Source organism: Streptomyces sp. PA03-6a (genome assembly GCF_033792765.1).
Classification (GTDB): domain Bacteria; phylum Actinomycetota; class Actinomycetes; order Streptomycetales; family Streptomycetaceae; genus Actinacidiphila.
In genome coordinates, this window is record NZ_JARAVK010000079.1 from 16527 (window position 1) to 37107 (window position 20581).

Below are 20581 nucleotides of genomic sequence, written 5' to 3' on the forward strand. Positions count from 1 at the left end.
GTTCAGCCGGCCATCCGCCGACTCGCCTCTTCGAGGCGGTCCGCGATGGTCCCGTCGATGACCTCGTCGCCGACCCGAACCGAGATGCCGCCGCGGACCGCGGGGTCCACGTCGAGGTTCAGGTGCACCTGCCGGCCGTAGATCGTGGCCAGCGCGGCGCCGAGGCGCTGCTTCTGCCGGTCGCTCAGCGGAACCGCCGAGACCACGACCGCAACCGTGCGGTTACGGCGCGTCGCCGCCAGCTTGGACAGGGCGTCGATCCCTGCCTCCAGGCTACGGCCTCGCGGGTGGGTCACGAGACGGACCACGATCCGCTCGGTGACCGGGTTGGCGCGGCCGCCCAGCAGCGAGTGCAGCAGGGCCGCCTTCGCCTGGGTCCCCGCGGCACGGTCGGTCAGCGCCGCCCGCAGCTCGCTGCTGCCGGAGACGATGCGGCCGAAGCGGAACAGCTCGTCCTCGACGTCGTCGAGGACGCCCGCACGCTCCGCGGCGATCAGGTCGGCGCCGTAGGACAGCTCCTCCAGCGCGTCGGTCAGATCACGCGACTGCGACCAGCGGCTGCGGACCATGCCCGCGACCAGGTCGGACGTCTCGCCGCCGATCTGCCCGCCGAGGACCGCCTGCGCCAGACCCGCCTTGGCCTCTCCCGGCTGCGCGGGGTCGGTCAAGGCGCGGCGCAGCGAACCCTCGCGGTCGAGCAGCCCCGTGACGGCGGCCAGCTCCTCGGCGAGCTTCGCCGCGTCGACGGACGTGTTGTCCGCCAGCGCGTCGAGGCGCTCGCGCGCGGTGGCCAGTGCCTCGCGGCTCGCTCCGTTCATCGCGCGGCCTCGGCCTTCTCCTCGAGCTCGTCGAGGAAGCGGTCGATCACGCGGCTCTGGCGGGCGGTGTCCTCGAGGGACTCACCGACGATCTTGCCGGCCAGGTCGGTGGCGAGCTTGCCGACGTCCTGGCGCAGGGCGTGCGCGGCGGACCGGCGGTCGGCCTCGATCTGGGCGTGACCGGCGGCGATGATCTCCTCACGCTGCCGCTGGCCTTCCGCACGCATCTCGGCGATGAGCGCGGCGCCCTGCTCCTGCGCCTCCTGGCGCAGACGCGCGGCCTCGTGGCGGGCCTCGGAGAGCGACTGCTTGTACTCCTCGAGGGTCCGCTGAGCCTCGGCCTGTGCGGCCTCGGCCTTCTCCATGCCGCCCTCGATGGCCTCGCGCCGCTCGTCCAGAACCTTGTTGATGTTCGGGAGGAGCTTCTTGGCGAGGAAGAAGAAGACGATGGCGAAGGCGATGAGACCGATGACGAGCTCTGGGATCGGCGGGATGAGGGGGTTCTCCGCCTCCTCGGCCGCCAGCTGTGCCAGGGCGTTCACATCAGTGCCTTCCGTCGAAAGGGGTTGGTCTCGTCAGCCCGGACTCAGGAGGTCGGGTAGACGAACGGCATGACCAGACCGATCAGCGCGAGCGCCTCACAGAAGGCGAAGCCGAGGATCTGGTTGGCGCGGATCAGGCCGGCGGCCTCGGGCTGGCGGGCGAGGGCCTGCGTACCGTTGCCGAAGATGATGCCGATGCCGACGCCGGGGCCGATGGCCGCGAGGCCGTAGCCGATGGAGCCCAGGTTGCCGAGGATCTGGGTGGCGGCGAGGTTCACAGCGGACATGCTGTTTCTTCCTTCTCTTTCACGGACCGGTGGGGGTTGGCCACCGGACAATCGGGGGGCTGTGCGTCGCGCGGGTGCTCAGTGGTGCTCGGCGAGCGCGCCCTGGACGTAGGAGCAGGCCAGCAGCACGAAGACGTACGCCTGGACGGCCTGGATGAAGAGCTCGAAGGCGGTCATCACGATGACCATCACGAACGAGACACCGGCGTAGGCGATGCCGATCCCGTTGAGCAGGTACCAGCTGGCGATGGTGAACAGCAGCAGCAGGACGTGACCCGCGAACATGTTGGCGAACAGTCGCACCGCGTGCGTGAACGGCCGGACGATCACGTTGGAGAGGAACTCCAGGCCGACGACCATCGGCAGGACCGCGCCGAGGTTCTTGTCGTAGCCGGTGATGTTCTTCCAGCCGCCGACGAAGCCGTGCTTCTTGAAGGTCAGCGACATCCACGTGACGTAGACGATCGCGGCCAGCGCGGCCGGGTAGCTGATGATCGCCGTGACGGGGAACTGGGCGATCGGCACGATCGACCACAGGTTCATGATCCAGACGAAGAAGAACAGCGCCACCATGAAGGGCACGTACTTCTCGCCGTCACGCTTGCCGATCGTCTCGTAGACGATCCCGCGGCGCACGAAGTCGTAGCCGGCCTCGGCGACCATCTGCAGCTTGCCGGGGACGATCTTCGGCTTGGCGAAGGCAGCCCAGAAGAAGCCGACGATCACGATGCTGCCCAGCAGCGCCAGCAGCATCGTCTTGTTGAAGTAGGCGCTGCTGTCCGCGTCGCCGATCAACGGCTTGAAGAGGAAGGAGTGCAGGCCGGGGGCCGGGAAGCCGCACCCGTCGAAGATGTGGCAGTTCGTCTCGAAGGCGAGCGTCGTTACATCACTCACCGAGAGCTCCTTCAGCGTGACGCATAGGTACGGCAACCTCTACGTGTCGGCGCGGCACGTGGCCACGGAACGGCACTGGACTGGTCTTACGGATGTGGGGGCGGCGGGTGGGCGCTGAGCCGAAGGGCTGTTGCGAAGGCATGACTGCCACCCGCGCCAGCTCTGCCGCAGTTGAGACCGGACGATAGCAAACGAGCGGAACTTCGCCCGCACCGGCCCTGCTGTTCACGACGGAGTTCCGGCGGATCCGGGCTCCACGTACAGCATCTTGGTCTTCATATGAGCACGGGCCTGGGCGGCGATCCACACCAGGGTCGTACCGAGCAGGGTGAAGGCGAACACCTGGGTGTCGAACAGCGTCGTGTGCTTGAACACGGCCAGCACGATGGCCAGGAGCAGCAGCTGCACGGTGTAGAGCATCAGGCCCATCGCCTGGAACAGCGTCGGGTAGGAACGGGCGGTGCGCTGAAGCACCGTCAGACCGATTCCCATGAACACGATCACCACCACCGCGCCGAAGCCCGCGCCGATCGCGCCCTTGCCGCCCGCGAGCATGCCGGACACAGCCACCGCGATCACCCCCGCGGCAGCGGCGGGCACGGCGCAGTTCAGGAGCGTTCGGACGTCGTTGGACTGCATGGCGGCAGCTCCTCCGGCGAGGTTGGGGGTACAGGGGTCGTCGAGGACGAGGGTAGCCCGGCCGCGAGGACATGCCTCACGCCGGAAGACCATCGCACTAGGGTCTTTCGGCTTGATTCCGGGTTCTCGTGAACGGTATCACAAACTATTTGATGAGGTCTTTACCCGGTTCGTGTGTGACCTGTCACACGGAAGGAGTAACCGGTGTGGCGCCTACCTGACGCCGCACCACGGCTGTGCTATCGCGCGGCCGGCCTACGGACGGGTGCCCGCGCTCCGTCCGGCGTCCACCAGGGACCGTGCGCTGAGCGCGGTCGCGCCGTTGACGCCGGGGGCCTCCCCCGCGGCGATCGTGGCCGCCGCGGCGGCGTGCGCCGCCTGCGCGGCCTCCACCCGGGTACGGCGGTAGCGCGGCGGGACGAACGCCTCGGCCCAGCGCGGGGCCCGGGGCCGGAAGCGCGGCATGAGCAGGGCGATCAGTCCCATGGCGCTCAGCATCACGATGCCCAGGACGATCCACAGGCTGGAGGAGTTGACCGAGAAGGCGACCGCGCCGAAGGAGATCAGCGCGGACCAGAAGTACATGATCCACACGGCCCGGCTGTGCGAGTGGCCGATGTCCAGCAGCCGGTGGTGGAGGTGGCCGCGGTCGGCGGCGAACGGCGACTGCCCGTTCCAGGTACGGCGCACGATGGCCAGCACCAGGTCGGCCGCCGGGATCGCGATGAGCGTCAGCGGCAGCAGCAGCGGCATGTAGACCGGCACCATGAAGTGCGTGGTGTCCCGGGTCGAGCCGGTGAGGTTGGTGATGGCGTCGGGGTCGGTCTGACCGGTGATGGAGATGGCGCCGGAGGCCAGCACCAGGCCGATCAGCATCGAGCCCGAGTCGCCCATGAAGATCCGCGCGGGGTGGAAGTTGTGCGGCAGGAAGCCCAGGCACATCCCGATGAGGATCGCGCTGAACAGCGTCGCCGGGGCGGCGGCCTCGATGCCGTATCCGTACCAGATGCGGTACGCGTACATGAAGAACGCGATCGCGGCGATGCACACCATTCCGGACGCGAGTCCGTCGAGTCCGTCGACGAAGTTCACCGCGTTGATCGTGATCACGACCAGGGCCACGGTCAGCAGGGTCGACTGCACCGGTGTGAGCGCGACGATGCCCTTGCCCGGGATGGGCAGCCACAGCACGGTCAGACCCTGCAGCACCATCACGCCGGCCGCGATCATCTGCGCGCCCAGCTTGATCAGCGCGTCCACGCCCCACTTGTCGTCCAGCACGCCCAGCAGCCAGATCAGCCCGGCGCCGGAGAGCAGTGCCCGTGGCTCGTTGGAGAGCTCGAAGACGCTCTTGAGGTTGGTCAGGTGGGCCGCCACCAGCAGGCCCGCGCACAGACCGCCGAACATGGCGATGCCGCCGAGGCGTGGCGTGGGTTCGCGGTGGACGTCACGATCACGGATCTCGGGCATGGCGCCCGCCGCGATGGCGAACTTCCGCACCGGCCCCGTGAGGAGGTAGGTCACGGCGGCTGCCACGCAGAGGGTCAAGAGGTACTCGCGCACGGCCACACCCTATTCGCGTCCGGGTGGCGACTGTAAACACAGACGAAGACTCACAGCGGGTACCCAGGGTTGCACACACCACTCCCGGGGGCGGCCCGCGCCCCCTGTGAAGCGCGTCTCAGCCGGGGTACGGGGGGAAGCCCTCGACCAGTTCCGCGACCTCGCCCGCCAGTCCCCGCTCCTCCCGCAGCGCCCGCACGATCAGGTCCGCGACCTGCGGCATCTGCTCCTCGCCCATCCCCTGGGTGGTCACCGACGCGGTGCCCAGACGGATGCCGGAACCGGCCGCGCAGGGCTCCGTGTCGTACGGCAGCGTGTACTTGTCCAGCACGATCCCGGCGGCCGCGCACAGCCCGCGGGCGCGCATCCCGGTGACCCCCAGGGCCGAGACGTCGGCGGCGATCAGATGCGTGTCCGTGCCGCCGGTGGCGATGCGCAGGCCGCGCGCGGCGAGCGCCCCGGCGAGCGTGCGGGCGTTGGCGACGACCTGGTGCGCGTAGAGCGCGAACTCCGGCCGCGCCGCCTCCCCGAGGGCCACCGCCTTCGCAGCGACGGCGTGCATGTGCGGGCCGCCCTGCGAGAACGGGAAGACCGCCCGGTCGATGCGCTGGGCCAGGTCCGCGCCGCACAGCACCAGCCCGCCGCGCGGACCGCGGAGCGTCTTGTGCGTGGTGGCGCACACCACGTCCGCGTACGGCACCGGGTTGGGGGCGGCCCCGCCGGCGACCAGGCCGAGCGTGTGCGCGGCGTCCACGATCAGGTATGCGCCGACGTCGTCCGCGATCTCCCGGAAGAGGGCGTAGTCGATGTGCCGGGGGTAGGCGATGCCGCCGCAGACGATCGCCTTCGGACGGTGCCGGTGGGCCAGGACCCGCAACTGCTCGTAGTCGATCAGCCCGCCCTCCTCGAAGGTCCCGCCCCGCGTCACCCCGTAGCCGGCGAAGCGGAACCAGCGGCCGGAGAAGTTCGACTCGGAGCCGTGGGTGAGGTGGCCGCCGTGGGCCAGCGACATCGCCAGGACGGTGTCCCCGGGGACCAGGAGGGCCGCGTAGGCGGCCAGCACGGCCGAGGAGCCGGAGTAGGGCTGCACGTTCGCGTGCGCCGCTCCGAACAACCGTGTGGCCCTTTCCACGGCCAGCCGCTCGGCCAGGTCCACCAGCTCGCACCCGGCGTGGTGGCGGTGACCGGGGTAGCCCTCGGCGTACTTGTTGGCGAGCGGCGAGCCGAGCGCCGTCAGGACGGCCGGGGAGGTGAAGTTCTCGCCGGCGATCAACTGCAGGCACGAGGCCTGCCGCTGGGCCTCCCCGAGGAGGATGTCGGCCAGCTCGGGGTCATGGGCGCGCAGCTCGTCGAGGCCGCGGCCCCCGGCCGGGAGCGTGGGGGTGACTATGTGGGGTGAAGACGCTTCCGCGGTGGGCATGGCGGCGCTCCCGGGGGCGGCTGGGAAGGTTCTCACCTGCCACTGTTGCACCCTTCGGGACATTTCGCGCCGCTTTGTGCTCCACCGGGGGCCGGGTTTCCGCCAGGGGCCGCGCCGCCGTGCCGCGGCAGCCGCCCCGAGGGCCACGTGCGTCGTGCTGAAACCTTCCGCCCGGGGCGGTCAGGCGGTGGGCGCCGGCATCCCGGTGAGCGCGGTCAGGACGGGGTCCAGCGCGTCGTGGATCTCCTCGCCGATGCTGCGGAAGAACGTCAGCGGGGCCCCGTACGGGTCGTACACCTCGTCCGCGTCGGGGGTGGGCGCCAGCAGCCACCCGCGCAGGGCCGCGGCGGCACGCACCAGGGACCGCGCGCGCTCGGTCACGCTGCCCTCCGGCAGCGTCGCCGGGTCTATCGCCTTCACCAGCCGGGTGAACTCCTTGAGCGTGAAGGTGCGCAGCCCCGCCGCGTGCCCCATGGAGATCACCTGGGCGCGGTGGTCGCGGGTCGCGGTCAGGACGAGGTCGGCGTCGATCACGTGGTCGTCGAGGAGTTCGCGGCCGAGGAACCCCGTGGGGTCGGCGGCGTACTCGGCGAGCACCGTGGCGGCGTGCGCCTCCATCGGCGAGCCCTCGTGCCCCCAGGTGCCGGCGCTCTCCACGACGATCCCCGCGGCGCCGTCACCGAGCCGCAGCGTCAGCTCGTGCCGGGTCAGCCGCTCGGCCATGGGCGAGCGGCAGACGTTGCCGGTGCAGACGTGGAGGATGCGGAACGGGCGCTCGCCGTGATCCCACTGCCCGGGTATGGGCGGTGTCAATTGCCGACCTCCAGGTCGGGGACGACCTCACGGAGCTGCTCCGCGCTGATCGCGCCCGCCCGCAGCAGGACGGGCACCTTGCCGGTGACGTCCACGATCGAGGACGGCACGGCCGCGGGCGTCGGGCCGCCGTCGAGGTAGATCGCGACGGAGTCGCCGAGCATCTCCTGCGCCGCGTCGCAGTCCTGCGGGGAGGGGTGACCGGTCAGGTTGGCGCTGGAGACGGCCATCGGGCCGGTCTCGGCCAGCAGCTCGATGGCGACCGGGTGCAGCGGCATGCGGACGGCCACGGTGCCGCGGGTGTCCCCCAGGTCCCACTGGAGCGACGGCTGGTGACGGGCGACGAGGGTGAGGGCGCCCGGCCAGAAGGCGTCGACCAGCTCCCAGGCCTGCTCGCTGAAGTCGGTGACCAGGCCGTGCAGGGTGTTCGGGGAGCCGACCAGGACGGGCGAGGGCATGTTGCGGCCCCGGCCCTTGGCCTCCAGCAGGTCGCCGACGGCCTCGGTGCTGAACGCGTCCGCGCCGATCCCGTAGACGGTGTCGGTGGGCAGCACCACGAGCTCGCCGCGGCGTACGGCGGACGCGGCCTCGCGCAGTCCGGCAACCCGGTCCGTCGCGTCCGAGCAGTCGTAACGCCGTGCCATCAGCAGACCTCCATGACGTGTGGCGCCGTGGTCACGGCGTCGCCTTGCGGGCAGTGGTGAACCGGGGACGGTTGTTGAGGTCGGGGTGGTCGGCGGCGTCCGCCCAGCCGGCCTCCTCGGTGAAGATCCAGGGCACCTGGCCGCCCTGGGTGTCGGCGTGCTCGATGACGACGACCCCGCCCGGCCGCAGCAGCCGGTGCGCGGTGCGCTCGATGCCGCGGATGGTGTCCAGGCCGTCCTCACCGGAGAACAACGCCATCTCGGGGTCGTGGTCGCGGGCCTCCGGCGCCACATGCTCCCACTCGGTGAGCGGGATGTAGGGCGGGTTGGAGATCACCAGGTCCACCTGGCCGTTGAGGTCCTGGAAGGCCTCCAGGGCGTTGCCCTGCCGCAGGTCGACCTTGCTGCCCTCGACGTTCTTGCGGGCCCACACCAGCGCCTCGTCGGACAGCTCCACCGCGTGCACGCGGCTGCGCGGCACCTCCTGCGCCAGGGCGAGCGCGATGGCGCCCGAACCGGTGCACAGGTCGACGATGAGCGGCTCGGCGACGTCCATGGCGCGCACGGCGTCTATGGCCCACCCGACGACCGACTCGGTCTCCGGGCGGGGCACGAAGACCCCCGGGCCCACCTGGAGCTCCAGGTACCGGAAGAACGCGCGGCCCGTGATGTGCTGCAGCGGCTCGCGGGCCTCACGGCGGGCCACGGCCTCCCAGTAGCGCGCGTCGAAGTCGGCGTCGGCGACGGTGTGCAGCGCGCCGCGCTTCACCCCGTGCACGTACGCCGCGAGCTCCTCGGCGTCGAACCGCGGCGAGGGAACGCCGGCGTCGGCCAGCCGCTGGGTCGCCTGGGCGACCTCGGCGAGCAGCAGGTTCACGTTCTCCGCCTCCGGTTCAGCTTCCGTCGCCCGCGGCAGCCAGCTTGGCGGCCGAGTCGGCGTCGACGCAGGCCTGGATCACCGCGTCCAGTTCCCCGTCGAGGACCTGGTCCAAGTTGTACGCCTTGAAGCCGACGCGGTGGTCGGAGATGCGGTTCTCCGGGAAGTTGTAGGTGCGGATGCGCTCGCTGCGGTCCACCGTCCGCACCTGGCTGCGGCGGGCGTCGGAGGCCTCGCGCTCGGCCTCCTCCTGCGCGGCGGCCAGCAACCGGGAGCGCAGGATGCGCATCGCCGACTCCTTGTTCTGCAGCTGGCTCTTCTCGTTCTGGCAGGAGACGACCAGCCCGGAGGGCAGGTGGGTGATGCGCACCGCGGAGTCGGTGGTGTTGACCGACTGGCCGCCGGGGCCCGAGGAGCGGTAGACGTCGATCCGCAGGTCGTTGGCGTTGACCTCGACCTCGACCTCGTCGGCCTCGGGGGTCACCAGCACACCGGCGGCGGAGGTGTGGATCCGGCCCTGCGACTCGGTGGCCGGCACGCGCTGGACGCGGTGCACGCCCCCCTCGTACTTCAGCCGGGCCCAGACGCCCTGGCCGGGCTCGGTGGCACCGTTGCCGCCCTTGGTCTTCACCGCGACCTGGACGTCCTTGTAGCCGCCGAGGTCGGAGGCGTTGGCGTCGATGATCTCGGTCTTCCAGCCCTGGCGCTCGGCGTAGCGCAGGTACATGCGCAGGAGGTCGCCGGCGAACAGCGCGGACTCCTCGCCGCCCTCGCCCGCCTTGACCTCCAGGATCACGTCCTTGTCGTCGCTGGGGTCACGCGGGACGAGCAGCAGCCGCAGGCGCTCGGTGAGCTCCTCGCGCTGCTTCTCCAGCTCCTTCACCTCGGCGGCGAAGTCGGGGTCGTCCGCGGCCAGTTCGCGCGCGGTGCCGATGTCCTCGCCGGTCTGCTTCCAGCCGCGGTAGGTGCCGATGATGGGGGTCAGCTCCGCGTAGCGCTTGTTGAGCTTGCGCGCGTTGGCCTGGTCGGCGAAGACCGCCGGGTCGGCAAGCTTCTTCTCGAGGTCGGCGTACTCGCCGATCAGTTCCTCGACCGCCTCGAACATCAGGATCCCTGCTTCTGGAAGGGGTGAACGCCGGTGTACCAGCCTGGGACGACAAAGCGCCGGTCCGGCCGCCGGAGGATATCCGGACAGCCGTGGACCGGCGCTTTCGGGTCGCTACTTCTTGGCGGACCCGGCCGCCTTGCCGAAGCGGGCCTCGAAGCGGGCCACGCGGCCACCGGTGTCGAGGATCTTCTGCTTGCCCGTGTAGAACGGGTGGCACGCGGAGCACACGTCGGCGCGGATGACGCCCTCGGTGACGGTGCTGCGGGTGGTGAACGAGTTGCCGCAGGTGCAGCTGACCTGCGTCTCCACGTACTCCGGGTGGATGTCGCGCTTCAAGGGATTCTCCTAGTGTTCGGGAGGGTCCCGGGTCGTGCTGCGGGCTTGCGTCACGTGAACCGGGGCCGACGTACCAGTCTGCCAGCACTGGCCGCATCTGCCCAAACCGGGGCCCGCGGCGATCTATTCCGATCCCGTCGCGGACGGCTGCGAGGAGCTCCTGACCACACCGTTCGTGTCGACGTCGTCACCCGCCGAACCCTTGGTGGCGGACCTGGGGATCGGCTTGTCGGCCCTTAGCGCGGCCCAGACCTGCTCGGCCTGGTCGGGGATCGGCAGGACGCGGTTGGGGTCGGCGGGGTCGTAGCGCACCGGCATGGTGACCGTGTTGATGTCCTTGGAGCCCAGGTCCTTCAGGCTCTCCCCCAGGCCGACCAGCTCCTTCACCGACGCCAGCTCCGAGTCGGTGGTGATGGCGCCGGTGGCGGTGTCGGCGATCTCGTAGAGCCGGGTCGGCGAGCTCAGCAGCCCGATGCCGTTCACCCGGTCCACCAGGGCGCTGAGGAAGGCCTGCTGCAGCCTTATCCGGCCCAGGTCGCTGCCGTCCCCCACCCCGTGGCGGGTGCGGACCAGACCGAGGGCCTGCTTGCCGTCGAGGTGGTGCGTGCCGGCCGGCAGGTGCAGATGGCTCCGGTTGTCGCTGATGGCCTGGCTGGTGGTGACGGTGACCCCGCCGAGGGCGTCGATGAGGTGCTGGAAGCCGGCGAAGTCGATCTCGATGTAGTGGTCCATGCGGATGCCGGTCATCGTCTCGGCCGTCTTGACCGCGCAGGCCGGGCCGCCGATCGCGTACGCCTCGTTGAACATCTCGCCCCGGCGGGGCGGGGCCGTGCCGCCGCCGGGCTCGGCGCAGGCGGGGCGGTCGACGAGGGTGTCGCGGGGGATGCTCACCACGCTCGCCCGGTGGTGCCCCTGGTAGACGTGGACGATCATCGCGGTGTCGGAGCGGGCGGTGCCGTCGTCCTGGCCGCCGCCGGCCTTCTGGTTGCTGCCGGAGCGGGAGTCTGAGCCGAGGACGAGGATGTCCATCGAGCCGTTGTCGACGTCGGCCGGCCGGTCGCGTCCGAGGAGGGCGTTGATGTCGATGCCCCTGATGTTGCCGTTGAGCTTGAGGTAGAGGCAGCCGACGGCGGTGGTGGCCAGCAGGAGGAACGTCGCCACGACCCAGGCGGTGATCCGCAGGGCCCGTCGGCGGGGGCTGCGCCGGCGTCGCCGGGCGGCTCGTCCGTCGTCCGCGTGATCGGCCATCGGCTCCTCTGTCCTGATCGGCTCCTCATGATTGGGGTACCCGTTCGCGCGCCCGATCAGGCACGGGAGGGGTGCCCGCACAGGGCAATGACAGCGGGTCCGGGAGCGCCCCGCCTCGGGACGCGCCGGATCCGCCGCAGGTGAGAGCCATCCGGTCGGTGCCGCGGACGGGCTCGAGCGGCCGCGCACGAGCGGCGGGCGGGCACGAGCGGGTGGGGACGACGGAAGGCCGGTCCCGTCACCGAAGTGACGGGACCGGCCTCCTGGGCCGTGCCGACGCCGGGGCGTCAGTCGTTGTTGCCGCCCGGGGTGGTCTTGGCGATCTGCATCAGGAACTCGGCGTTGGACTTGGTCTGCTTCATCTTGTCCAGCAGCAGCTCGATCGCCTGCTGCGAGTCGAGCGCGTGCAGCACCCGGCGCAGCTTCCAGGTGATGTTGAGCTCGTCCGGAGCCAGCAGGATCTCCTCCTTGCGGGTGCCGGACGGGTCGACGTCCACCGCGGGGAAGATCCGCTTGTCGGCGAGCTTCCGGTCGAGCTTGAGCTCCATGTTGCCGGTGCCCTTGAACTCCTCGAAGATCACCTCGTCCATGCGCGAGCCGGTCTCGACCAGCGCGGTGGCCAGGATGGTCAGCGAGCCGCCGTCCTCGATGTTGCGCGCGGCACCGAAGAAGCGCTTCGGCGGGTACAGCGCGGTCGAGTCGACACCACCGGACAGGATGCGGCCGGAGGCGGGCGCCGCGAGGTTGTACGCGCGGCCCAGACGGGTGATGGAGTCCAGCAGGACGACGACGTCGTGGCCCAGCTCCACCAGCCGCTTGGCGCGCTCGATGGCGAGCTCGGCGACGGTGGTGTGGTCCTCGGCGGGACGGTCGAAGGTCGAGGAGATGACCTCGCCCTTCACCGACCGCTGCATGTCGGTGACCTCTTCCGGACGCTCGTCGACGAGGACGACCATCAGGTGGCACTCGGGGTTGTTGCGGGTGATCGCGTTGGCGATGGCCTGCATGATGATCGTCTTACCGGTCTTCGGCGGGGCCACGATCAGGCCGCGCTGGCCCTTTCCGATCGGGGCGACCAGGTCGATGATCCGGGTGATCAGCTGGCCGGGCTCGTTCTCCAGCCGCAGCCGCTCCTGCGGGTACAGCGGGGTGAGCTTGCCGAACTCCGGACGGCCGCGGCCGCTCTCCGGCGCCATGCCGTTGACGGAGTCCAGGCGCACCAGGGCGTTGAACTTCTCGCGGCGCTCGCCGTCCTTCGGCTGCCGGACGGCACCGGTGACGTGGTCACCCTTGCGCAGGCCGTTCTTGCGGACCTGGGCGAGCGAGACGTACACGTCGTTCGGGCCGGGCAGGTAGCCCGAGGTCCGGATGAACGCGTAGTTGTCGAGGATGTCGAGGATGCCCGCGACCGGGATCAGGACGTCGTCGTCGGCGACCTGCGGCTCACCCGCGAAGTCGTCGCGGCGGTTGCCGCCCCGCCCGCGGCGGTCGCGGTAACGGCCCCGGCGCCGGCGGCCGCTGCCGTCGAACTCGTCGTCGTCCTGGTGGCCGCCGCCCTGCGGACCGCCGCCCTGCTGCTGGCCCTGGGGGCCGCCGCCCTGCTGCTGACGCTGCTGGCCGCCGTCCTCGCCGCCCTTGCGGCGGTCGCGCTGACGGTCCCGCTGCCGGTCGCGGCGGCTCTCGCGGCGCTCGTCGCCGCCCTTGGCGTCGCCGGACCTGCCCTCGGCACTGTCCACGGCGGCCTCGGCACGGCCCTCGGCGGACTGCTCCGCCTTGGCGGACTCCGACTTGGCCTTGGCCGCGGGTGCGGTCTTCTCGCCGGCCGGCTGGCCGGGGATCTCGATCTGCTTCGGCTGCTGCTCGGCGCCCTGGTTCCCGGCCTCGGCGGATTCACCCGTACGGGTGCGCGAGGTCGCCCGGCGCTTCGGCTTCTCGGCGGCGGGCGCGCCCTCGGAGGCGGTGGCCTTGGTGCCGCTGCCGGACTGCGCGGCCTTGATGGTCTCGATGAGCTGGCTCTTGCGCATCCGCGCGGTGCCCTTGATGCCGAGACCGGAGGCGAGCTGCTGCAGCTCGGCCAGGACCATGCCGTCAAGACCGGTACCGGCGCGGCGGCGCCGCGCGGCGGGGGCAGTGGCAGCACCGGTGGCAGGCGCGGCAGCATCGGACGCGGCGACAGGGCTGTCTGCGCGTACGCCCATCAGATCGGTGGTGTCGCTCACGAAGGGTCCTTCCCTGGAGCGGACGTCGGCCTGTCTGGCTCGGCGACCGGTCGTGCTGTCCGGATCCGGTCCTTATCACTTACGCCGGACCCGGGGCGGTGGTCCGCCTGATGGCGGAGGAAATGATGTGGAACAAAAAAACACAGTTACCGGCGAGGTGAGAGTCCACTCTCGGGTGAAACGTCACCCGCGCCGTCTCCGGAGCGTGCTCGGCACTGCCCAGGCAGGCTGCCTATGCGGTGTGGGAGGCTCCCGGAAGAATGGGCGGTCCCGATGCGGGACACAAGGCACCGGGACAACAGGTCCAGCAGGCGGGCGCCTGAGTCCACGGGTGCAGCAATGAGATTAACACTACCGGATCCAACAAACATTCCCCCTCTCTACGACCGGCAATCGTGTCACTGCCCCACGGCGAGCGGCAGCACACTCGCCCCCGCCGCGTCGAGGGCCAGGCGGTTCGCCGCCCACCCCTCGGCCGCCAGCCGGGAGACCTTGTCGGCGGTGTCCTCGTCCGCCAGCGCCAGCACCGTGGGCCCCGCACCCGAGATGACAGCGGGGACGCCCTCGGCGCGCAGTCGGTTCACCAGTGCCGTGCTCTCCGGCATCGCGGGCGCCCGGTACTCCTGGTGCAGCCGGTCCTCGGTGGCGGGGAGCAGCAGGTCGGGGCGCCGGGTGAGGGCCTCGACCAGGAGTGCGGCGCGTCCCGCGTTGACCGCGGCGTCCACGTGCGGGACGGTGCGCGGCAGCAACCCCCGGGCGGTCTCGGTCAGCACCGGCCTGCCCGGCACGAAGACCACCGGAACGACCGACTCGCAGGGGTCCATACGGACCGCGTGGGCGGCCCCGCCCTCGGTCCAGGCCAGTGTGAAGCCGCCGAGCAGACAGGCGGCGACGTTGTCCGGGTGGCCCTCGATCTCGTTGGCCAGTTCCAGCAGCGCGGCGTCGTCGAGCTTGTCCTGCCCGCCTATCGTCACCGCGCGGGCGGCCATGATGCCCGCGCAGATGGCGGCGGAGGAGGAACCGAGGCCGCGGCCGTGCGGGATGCGGTTGGCGCACACGACCTCCAGGCCGCGCGGCTGACCGCCGAGCAGGTCGAAGGCGGTGCGCAGGGACCGTACGACCAGGTGGTTCTCGTCGCGGGAGAGCGAGTCGGCGCCTTCGCCGGCGATGTCGACGTGCAGACCGGAGTCGGCCACCCGGACCACGACGTCGTCGTAGAGTCCGAGCGCCAGGCCGAAGGCGTCGAAGCCCGGTCCGAGGTTGGCGCTGGTCGCGGGGACGCGCACTCGGACGGCGGCGGCGCGGAAGGCTGGTCCGGCCATCGTTCGATGACTCTCCTTGTTTCCAGGGCGTTTCTGCCTCGCGATGCCGCGGCATCGTTGCCGTACGGCGGCGAGGACTTGGGGGACCGTACCAAGGGGATCCCGCGAGGAGGATGCCAATGGCATGGGCCAGAACGGCGTGCGGCGGCGCCGGTGTGAGGCAAGCCTATCGAAGGAAGGTTCTCCTGCGACATAGGGCGCACGGACAGCGCGTGATGCGTGTCGCGTGCGGTTCCGTGCGCCCCTGTCGTCCCGCGGGGTCAGAGCAGTCCGAGCCGGTCCGCGGCCGTGTCGGCGTCCACCGGGACGGTGATGGGCTGCGGCGCGCCGGCGACCGCCCAGTCGGGGTCCTTCAGGCCGTTGCCGGTGACGGTGCAGACGATCCGCTGGCCAGGGTCGACCGCGCCCTGCTCGGCGGCCTTCAGCAGCCCGGCGACGCTCGCGGCGGAGGCCGGCTCGACGAAGACGCCCTCCTGCGCGGCGAGCAGCCGGTACGCCGACAGGATCTGACGGTCCGTCACCGAGTCGATCAGTCCCCCGGATTCGTCCCGCGCCTCCTCGGCGAACTGCCACGACGCCGGGTTGCCGATCCGGATCGCGGTGGCGATCGTCTGCGGCTGGCGCACCGGGTGGCCCAGCACGATCGGCGCGGCGCCGGAGGCCTGGAAGCCCCACATGCGCGGATTGCGCGTCGACACGCCGTCCGCGCGGTATTCGCGGTAGCCCTTCCAGTACGCGGTGATGTTCCCGGCGTTGCCGACCGGCAGCACATGGATGTCCGGCGCGTCGCCGAGCGCGTCCACGATCTCGAAGGCGGCGGTCTTCTGGCCCTCGATGCGGGCCGGGTTCACCGAATTGACCAGCGCCACGGGGTACTTGTCGGACAGGCCGCGGGCGAGGTCCAGGCAGTCGTCGAAGTTGCCCTCCACCTGCAGGATGCGCGCCCCGTGCACCAGCGCCTGGCCCATCTTGCCCAGCGCGATCTTGCCCTGCGGCACCAGGACGGCGCACACCATCCCGGCCCGCACCGCGTACGCGGCGGCCGAGGCGGAGGTGTTGCCGGTGGAGGCGCAGATGACCGCCTGCGCGCCCTCCTCCTTCGCCTTGGAGATCGCCATGGTCATGCCGCGGTCCTTGAAGGAGCCGGTGGGGTTGGCGCCCTCCACCTTCAGGTACACGTCGCAGCCCGTGCGCTCGGACAGCACCTGGGCGGGGACCAGCGGGGTCCCGCCCTCCAGCAGCGTGACCACGGGGGTCGCCGCGCCGACCGGGAGCCGCTCCCGGTACTCCTCGATGAGGCCGCGCCACTGGTGGGTGGCCGGCACGCGGCCGGCAGACACTGCGTTCATCGCTGGATTACTCCCCTTCCACACGCATGATGCTGGCGACGCCCCGGACGGTGTCGAGCTTGCGCAGCGCCTCGACGGTCGCCGCGAGCGCCGCGTCCGGCGCCCGGTGGGTGACGACGACGAGCGACGCCTCCCCGCCTTCCCGTCGCCCGCCACCACCCTGCTCGACGGCGGCTCCGTCGCCGCTGCCCGGATTCCTTCCCTGCTGACGAACGGTGTCGATCGACACCTGGTGCTCGGCGAAGACCGTGGCCACCTGGGCCAGGACACCCGGTTTGTCCGCCACGTCCAGGCTGATGTGGTAGCGCGTCACCACGTCACCCATCGGGCTGACGGTGAGCTGCGCGTACGCCGACTCCCCCGGCCCGGTGGTGGCGGCCAGCTTGTTGCGGCAGGTCGCCACCAGGTCCCCCAGCACCGCGGAGGCCGTCGGCGAGCCGCCCGCCCCGGGACCGTAGAACATCAGCTGGCCGGCGGCCGCGGCCTCCACGAAGACCGCGTTGTACGCCTCGCGCACGCTGGCCAGCGGGTGCGTCAGCGGGATCATCGCCGGGTGGACGCGGGCGGTGACCGAACGGCCGTCGGCGCTGCGCTCGCAGATCGCCAGCAGCTTCACCGTGCAGCCCATCTTCTTGGCCGAGGCGATGTCGGACGCGGTGACCTCGGTGATCCCCTCGCGGTGCACGTCACCGATGGTCACCCGGGTGTGGAAGGCGATGCCGGCCAGGATCGCGGCTTTGGCGGCGGCGTCGAAGCCCTCCACGTCGGCGGTGGGGTCGGCCTCGGCGTAGCCCAGCGCGGTGGCCTCGTCCAGCGCCTCGGAGTAGCCGGCACCGGTGGTGTCCATCTTGTCGAGGATGAAGTTGGTCGTGCCGTTGACGATGCCCAGCACCCGGTTGACCTTGTCGCCGGCCAGCGACTCGCGCAACGGGCGGATCAGCGGGATGGCGCCGGCGACCGCGGCCTCGTAGTAGAGGTCCACCCCGTGCTCGACGGCCGCGGCGTGCAGCGCGGCGCCGTCGGCGGCCAGCAGCGCCTTGTTGGCGGACACCACGCTGGCGCCGTGCTCGAAGGAGGTGGTGATCAGGGAGCGGGCGGGCTCGATGCCGCCGATCACCTCGACGACCACGTCGATGTCCCCGCGTTTGACCAGGGCGGTCGCGTCCGTGGTGAGCAGCTCGGCGGGCACGCCCGCGCGCACCCGGTTGGGCCGCCGTACCGCGATCCCGGCGAGCTCCACCGGTGCGCCGATCCGCGCGGCGAGGTCGTCCGCGTGCGTCGTCATGATGCGCGCCACCTCTGAGCCGACAACACCACAGCCCAGCAGCGCCACCTTCAGCGGACGCGTACGCATCATCCGACCTCGCTTCGCGGTTTACGGCTTTTCAAGCCTCTTGGACGGTCCCAGTCTCACGCACCGGACGGAAGTTTCCACGTGCTGTCCGGATCGCGAGACCGGTCTCCTTCTATGTGAGATTTCACGTCAGCCGACGTCGAGACGCAGGAGATCTTCTTCCGTCTCGCGCCGGACGATCACCCGGGCCTCGCCGTCCTTGACGGCGACCACCGGGGGGCGCAGGGCGTGGTTGTAGTTGCTGGCCATCGAGCGGCAGTACGCACCCGTCGCCGGCACCGCCAGCAGGTCACCGGGCGCCAGGTCGGCGGGGAGGAAGGCGTCGCGCACCACGATGTCGCCCGACTCGCAGTGCTTGCCGACGACCCGGCTCAGCATCGGCTCGGCGTCGCTCGACCGCGACACCAGCGCGACGCTGTACTCGGCGTCGTACAGCGCGGTGCGGATGTTGTCCGACATCCCGCCGTCCACGCTCACGTACGTCCGCAGGCCCTCCAGCGGCTTGATCGTCCCCACCTCGTACAGGGTGAACGCCGTCGGGCCCACGATCGCCCGGCCCGGCTCGACCGACAGCCGCGGGACGGCGAGCTCCGCGCCCCGGCACTCCCGGGAGACGATCTCCCCCAGCGACTTGGCGATCTCGTGCGGCTCGCGCGGGTCGTCGTCCGGGGTGTACGCGATGCCGAGGCCGCCGCCGAGGTCGATCTCAGGCAGCTCCACCCCGTGCTCGTCGCGGATCTGCCGCAGCAGGCCGATCACGCGGTGCGCCGCCACCTCGAAGCCGGAGGTGTCGAAGATCTGCGAGCCGATGTGCGAGTGGATGCCTACCAGTTCGAGCGAGTCCAGGCGCAGCACCCGGCGCACCGCCTCGGCCGCGTCCCCGCCGCCCAGGGAGAAACCGAACTTCTGGTCCTCGTGCGCGGTGGCGATGAACTCGTGGGTGTGCGCCTCGACGCCGACCGTGACGCGGACCTGCACCCGCTGCCGCCTGCCCAGCTTCTGCGCGGCGTCCGCCACCCGGACGATCTCCTGGAACGAGTCCACCACGATCCGCCCCACCCCGGCCTCGACGGCCTGGCGGATCTCCTCCGTGGTCTTGTTGTTGCCGTGCAGCGCGATCCGGTCGGCCGGCATCCCCGCGGACAACGCAACGGCCAGTTCCCCGCCGGAGCACACGTCGAGGTTGAGCCCCTCCTCGTCCAGCCAGCGCACCACGGCGCGGGACAGGAACGCCTTGCCCGCGTAGAAGACGTCGGCGTCCGCGCCGAAGGCCTCGCGCCAGGCACGGCAGCGGGCCCGGAAGTCGGCCTCGTCCAGGATGTAGGCGGGGGTGCCGAACTCCTCCGCGAGACCGCGGACGTCCAGTCCGCCGACGGTGGCGACGCCCTCGGCGTCCCGGGTGACGGTACGGGCCCAGACCCGGGGGTCCAGGGTGTTCAGGTCGGCGGGCGGCGCCGCGTAGTGACCCTCGGGGAGGACGTCGGCGTAACGGGGCCCGGCGGGGTGTGCGGAACGGCTCATCGTCTCGTGCTCTCTGCTCTCACAGGTGTCGGGGGGCGCTGATGCCGAGCAGGGTCAGGCCGTTGGCAAGCACGGTCCCGGCGGCGTCGGCGAGCGCCAGGCGGGCCCCGTGAACGGCCGAGGGTTTCTCCTCGCCCTTCGGCAGCGCCGGGCACTCGTCGTGGCAGCGCAGGAAGGCATCGGCCGTGCGCTCCAGCAAACGCGCCACCCGGTCGGGTGCGCCGTGCCGGGCAGCGGCCTCCACGGTGCGGGGGAAGTCGGCGATCAGGCCGAGCAGTTCGGTCTCCGCGGGATCCCGGCGGCCGGATTCGGCGCCGGGTTCCAGGCCCAGGTCATGGGCGTTGCGCAACAGGGCCCGGCTCCGGGCGTGAGCGTACCGGACCCGGAACAGGGGGTTGTCCTCGCGCTGCGCCAGGTGCGCCGCGGGGTCGGTGCGGGGGGCGTCCTCGGCGGGCGGGCGCAGCAGCGCCCAGGCGGTGGCGTCGGCGCCGAGGCTGCGGCGCAGCTCGTCCGGCGTCGCCCGTACGGGGTGCGGCCGCCGCGCGGGCGGCTCGACGCCGGTGGCCGCGTGGAGCCTGCGGAGGGCGGCGGCGTAGGCGTCGGCACGGGCCTCGCCGGTGGGTGCGGGGAGGGCCGCGGCCTCGTACTCCCCGACCCCGTAGCGGTGGCCCCGCTCGCGTACGAGATCGACGAGGGCCTCGTGGGACTCCCCCTGGAGGGTGATGTTCAGGAACCCCGGTGCGGCGACGTCCACCCGGGCGATACCGGGGGCGGCGGCGAGCCGGCGGCCGATGACGTCCGCGACGGCGAGCGGCGCGACGCCGGTCAGGGGAGCCAGCTGCAGGGCCACGTTGGTGGCGAAGTCCCCGCACCCGGGCCGCGGCGGCCTGCGCACGACGACCCGCTCGGGCACCGGGCCCGCGAGGCTGAGCTCGTCGGCCTCCACGGCACGACGGACCGTGGCGAGCACGGTGCGGGAGAGCTCAGCGGGGGTCACAGACGCAAGCGTAGGCGAGGAGGGGGGTACCGACGCGAACGGGTTTCACCCTTTGGTCACCCCTGGTCACCCGCGGTCAGGCAGTGCCCGGGGTGCCCGCCGACGCGCCCTGCTGGGGTGCGTCGATGTCCTTGTCGACGAGCCTGCGCACCACGTTGAGCAGCTCGCCGGGCTCGAAGGGCTTGCTGAGGAAGGCGTCCACCCCGGCGGCGACGCCGCGCTCCACCTCGGCCTGGGTGCAGGCACTGACCACGACGATCCGCACGTCACGGGTGCGGGGGTCCGAGCGGAGGCGGGCCGCCGTCCGTATCCCGTCCAGGCGCGGCATGACGACGTCCAGCGTCACCACATCGGGGCGCACCTGCTGCACCACGTCCAGGCATTCGGCACCATCGGCCGCGGTCACGACCTCGAAGCCCTCCAGCTCGAGGTTGACCCTGATCAGCTGCCGGATGACCTTGTTGTCGTCGACGACAAGCACCCGGCCGGACTCGCCCGGCACATTCAGAGCCTAGGCGCGCCGGATCGGATGCGTCCGCGTTTTCCCCATTCCTTCCCCGACCGGGGGACCCCGCCCCGGTGCGCAGGACACGCGCCGCCGCCATGGGCTATGCCACCGGCACCCGGCGC

20 protein-coding genes are annotated in these 20581 nt (G+C 71.4%); all 20 read right to left on the reverse strand.

Going from position 1 to position 20581, the window contains the following annotated elements:
* Window positions 1-2 precede the first annotated feature (2 nt).
* The 20 genes from PV350_RS20230 to PV350_RS20325 all read right to left on the reverse strand — a co-directional run bounded on the left by PV350_RS20230 (window position 3) and on the right by PV350_RS20325 (window position 20459).
* Window positions 3-818: a F0F1 ATP synthase subunit delta gene (locus PV350_RS20230; protein WP_499514037.1), complete on the reverse strand. Its 816-nt coding sequence runs from the start codon at window positions 816-818 to the stop codon at window positions 3-5.
* On the reverse strand, window positions 815-1360 hold the full coding sequence (locus tag PV350_RS20235) for a F0F1 ATP synthase subunit B (RefSeq protein ID WP_018563526.1): 546 nt from the start codon (window positions 1358-1360) through the stop codon (window positions 815-817). The genes PV350_RS20230 and PV350_RS20235 overlap by 4 nt, the downstream gene beginning before the upstream one ends.
* 44 nt (window positions 1361-1404) lie before the next feature.
* A complete protein-coding gene (gene atpE / locus PV350_RS20240; protein WP_018563527.1) occupies window positions 1405-1647 on the reverse strand; it encodes an ATP synthase F0 subunit C in 243 nt (80 codons plus the stop codon).
* A gap of 78 nt (window positions 1648-1725) precedes the next feature.
* Complete coding sequence (gene atpB / locus PV350_RS20245; RefSeq protein ID WP_431965728.1) at window positions 1726-2556, reverse strand: F0F1 ATP synthase subunit A; 831 nt, start codon at window positions 2554-2556, stop codon at window positions 1726-1728.
* A gap of 210 nt (window positions 2557-2766) precedes the next feature.
* Window positions 2767-3180, reverse strand: coding sequence for a Cg1360 family ATP-synthase-associated protein (locus tag PV350_RS20250; RefSeq protein WP_499514036.1), 414 nt, complete (start codon window positions 3178-3180; stop codon window positions 2767-2769).
* 255 nt (window positions 3181-3435) lie between these two features.
* Complete coding sequence (locus tag PV350_RS20255; protein ID WP_499514035.1) at window positions 3436-4743, reverse strand: MraY family glycosyltransferase; 1308 nt, start codon at window positions 4741-4743, stop codon at window positions 3436-3438.
* A gap of 118 nt (window positions 4744-4861) precedes the next feature.
* Complete coding sequence (gene glyA / locus PV350_RS20260) at window positions 4862-6163, reverse strand: serine hydroxymethyltransferase (RefSeq protein ID WP_500335204.1); 1302 nt, start codon at window positions 6161-6163, stop codon at window positions 4862-4864.
* A gap of 180 nt (window positions 6164-6343) precedes the next feature.
* On the reverse strand, window positions 6344-6976 hold the full coding sequence (locus tag PV350_RS20265) for an arsenate reductase/protein-tyrosine-phosphatase family protein (RefSeq protein WP_499514033.1): 633 nt from the start codon (window positions 6974-6976) through the stop codon (window positions 6344-6346).
* Window positions 6973-7620, reverse strand: coding sequence for an L-threonylcarbamoyladenylate synthase (locus tag PV350_RS20270; RefSeq protein ID WP_500335206.1), 648 nt, complete (start codon window positions 7618-7620; stop codon window positions 6973-6975). Before PV350_RS20270 ends, PV350_RS20265 begins: the two co-directional genes overlap by 4 nt.
* 31 nt (window positions 7621-7651) lie before the next feature.
* Window positions 7652-8497: a N5-glutamine methyltransferase family protein gene (prmC, locus tag PV350_RS20275; RefSeq protein ID WP_499514031.1), complete on the reverse strand. Its 846-nt coding sequence runs from the start codon at window positions 8495-8497 to the stop codon at window positions 7652-7654.
* 16 nt (window positions 8498-8513) lie between these two features.
* Window positions 8514-9602 (reverse strand): peptide chain release factor 1, encoded by a 1089-nt coding sequence (gene prfA / locus PV350_RS20280; RefSeq protein WP_499514030.1) that lies wholly within the window; start codon window positions 9600-9602, stop codon window positions 8514-8516.
* A gap of 114 nt (window positions 9603-9716) precedes the next feature.
* Window positions 9717-9941, reverse strand: a complete 225-nt coding sequence (gene rpmE, locus PV350_RS20285) for a 50S ribosomal protein L31 (RefSeq protein ID WP_431965655.1) — start codon at window positions 9939-9941, stop codon at window positions 9717-9719.
* Between the two features lie 123 nt (window positions 9942-10064).
* Window positions 10065-11189, reverse strand: a complete 1125-nt coding sequence (locus PV350_RS20290) for an LCP family protein (RefSeq protein WP_499514029.1) — start codon at window positions 11187-11189, stop codon at window positions 10065-10067.
* Window positions 11190-11476: 287 nt separating this feature from the next.
* Window positions 11477-13408 (reverse strand): transcription termination factor Rho, encoded by a 1932-nt coding sequence (gene rho, locus PV350_RS20295; RefSeq protein WP_499514028.1) that lies wholly within the window; start codon window positions 13406-13408, stop codon window positions 11477-11479.
* 398 nt (window positions 13409-13806) lie between these two features.
* A complete protein-coding gene (gene thrB, locus PV350_RS20300) occupies window positions 13807-14730 on the reverse strand; it encodes a homoserine kinase (RefSeq protein ID WP_499514027.1) in 924 nt (307 codons plus the stop codon).
* Between the two features lie 260 nt (window positions 14731-14990).
* On the reverse strand, window positions 14991-16079 hold the full coding sequence (gene thrC / locus PV350_RS20305; protein ID WP_499514026.1) for a threonine synthase: 1089 nt from the start codon (window positions 16077-16079) through the stop codon (window positions 14991-14993).
* A 7-nt stretch (window positions 16080-16086) separates the two neighbouring features.
* Window positions 16087-17436: a homoserine dehydrogenase gene (locus PV350_RS20310; RefSeq protein WP_499514025.1), complete on the reverse strand. Its 1350-nt coding sequence runs from the start codon at window positions 17434-17436 to the stop codon at window positions 16087-16089.
* Window positions 17437-17562: 126 nt separating this feature from the next.
* A complete protein-coding gene (gene lysA / locus PV350_RS20315) occupies window positions 17563-18954 on the reverse strand; it encodes a diaminopimelate decarboxylase (RefSeq protein ID WP_499514024.1) in 1392 nt (463 codons plus the stop codon).
* Window positions 18955-18973: 19 nt separating this feature from the next.
* Window positions 18974-19951: an ArgS-related anticodon-binding protein NrtL gene (gene nrtL / locus PV350_RS20320; RefSeq protein ID WP_500335209.1), complete on the reverse strand. Its 978-nt coding sequence runs from the start codon at window positions 19949-19951 to the stop codon at window positions 18974-18976.
* Window positions 19952-20027: 76 nt separating this feature from the next.
* Window positions 20028-20459 (reverse strand): response regulator, encoded by a 432-nt coding sequence (locus tag PV350_RS20325; RefSeq protein WP_499516948.1) that lies wholly within the window; start codon window positions 20457-20459, stop codon window positions 20028-20030.
* Window positions 20460-20581: the final 122 nt, after the last annotated feature.

What these genes read in the sequence shown, in the direction of transcription:
- PV350_RS20250 (WP_499514036.1), bottom strand. Translation starts at nt 3,180, where the DNA reads ATGCAGTCCAACGACGTCCGAACGCTCCTGAACTGCGCCGTGCCCGCC.
- PV350_RS20310 (WP_499514025.1), bottom strand. Translation starts at nt 17,436, where the DNA reads ATGATGCGTACGCGTCCGCTGAAGGTGGCGCTGCTGGGCTGTGGTGTT.
- atpE (WP_018563527.1), bottom strand. Translation starts at nt 1,647, where the DNA reads ATGTCCGCTGTGAACCTCGCCGCCACCCAGATCCTCGGCAACCTGGGC.
- PV350_RS20270 (WP_500335206.1), bottom strand. Translation starts at nt 7,620, where the DNA reads ATGGCACGGCGTTACGACTGCTCGGACGCGACGGACCGGGTTGCCGGA.
- PV350_RS20290 (WP_499514029.1), bottom strand. Translation starts at nt 11,189, where the DNA reads ATGGCCGATCACGCGGACGACGGACGAGCCGCCCGGCGACGCCGGCGC.
- lysA (WP_499514024.1), bottom strand. Translation starts at nt 18,954, where the DNA reads ATGAGCCGTTCCGCACACCCCGCCGGGCCCCGTTACGCCGACGTCCTC.
- thrB (WP_499514027.1), bottom strand. Translation starts at nt 14,730, where the DNA reads ATGGCCGGACCAGCCTTCCGCGCCGCCGCCGTCCGAGTGCGCGTCCCC.
- glyA (WP_500335204.1), bottom strand. Translation starts at nt 6,163, where the DNA reads ATGCCCACCGCGGAAGCGTCTTCACCCCACATAGTCACCCCCACGCTC.
- prfA (WP_499514030.1), bottom strand. Translation starts at nt 9,602, where the DNA reads ATGTTCGAGGCGGTCGAGGAACTGATCGGCGAGTACGCCGACCTCGAG.
- thrC (WP_499514026.1), bottom strand. Translation starts at nt 16,079, where the DNA reads ATGAACGCAGTGTCTGCCGGCCGCGTGCCGGCCACCCACCAGTGGCGC.
- PV350_RS20230 (WP_499514037.1), bottom strand. Translation starts at nt 818, where the DNA reads ATGAACGGAGCGAGCCGCGAGGCACTGGCCACCGCGCGCGAGCGCCTC.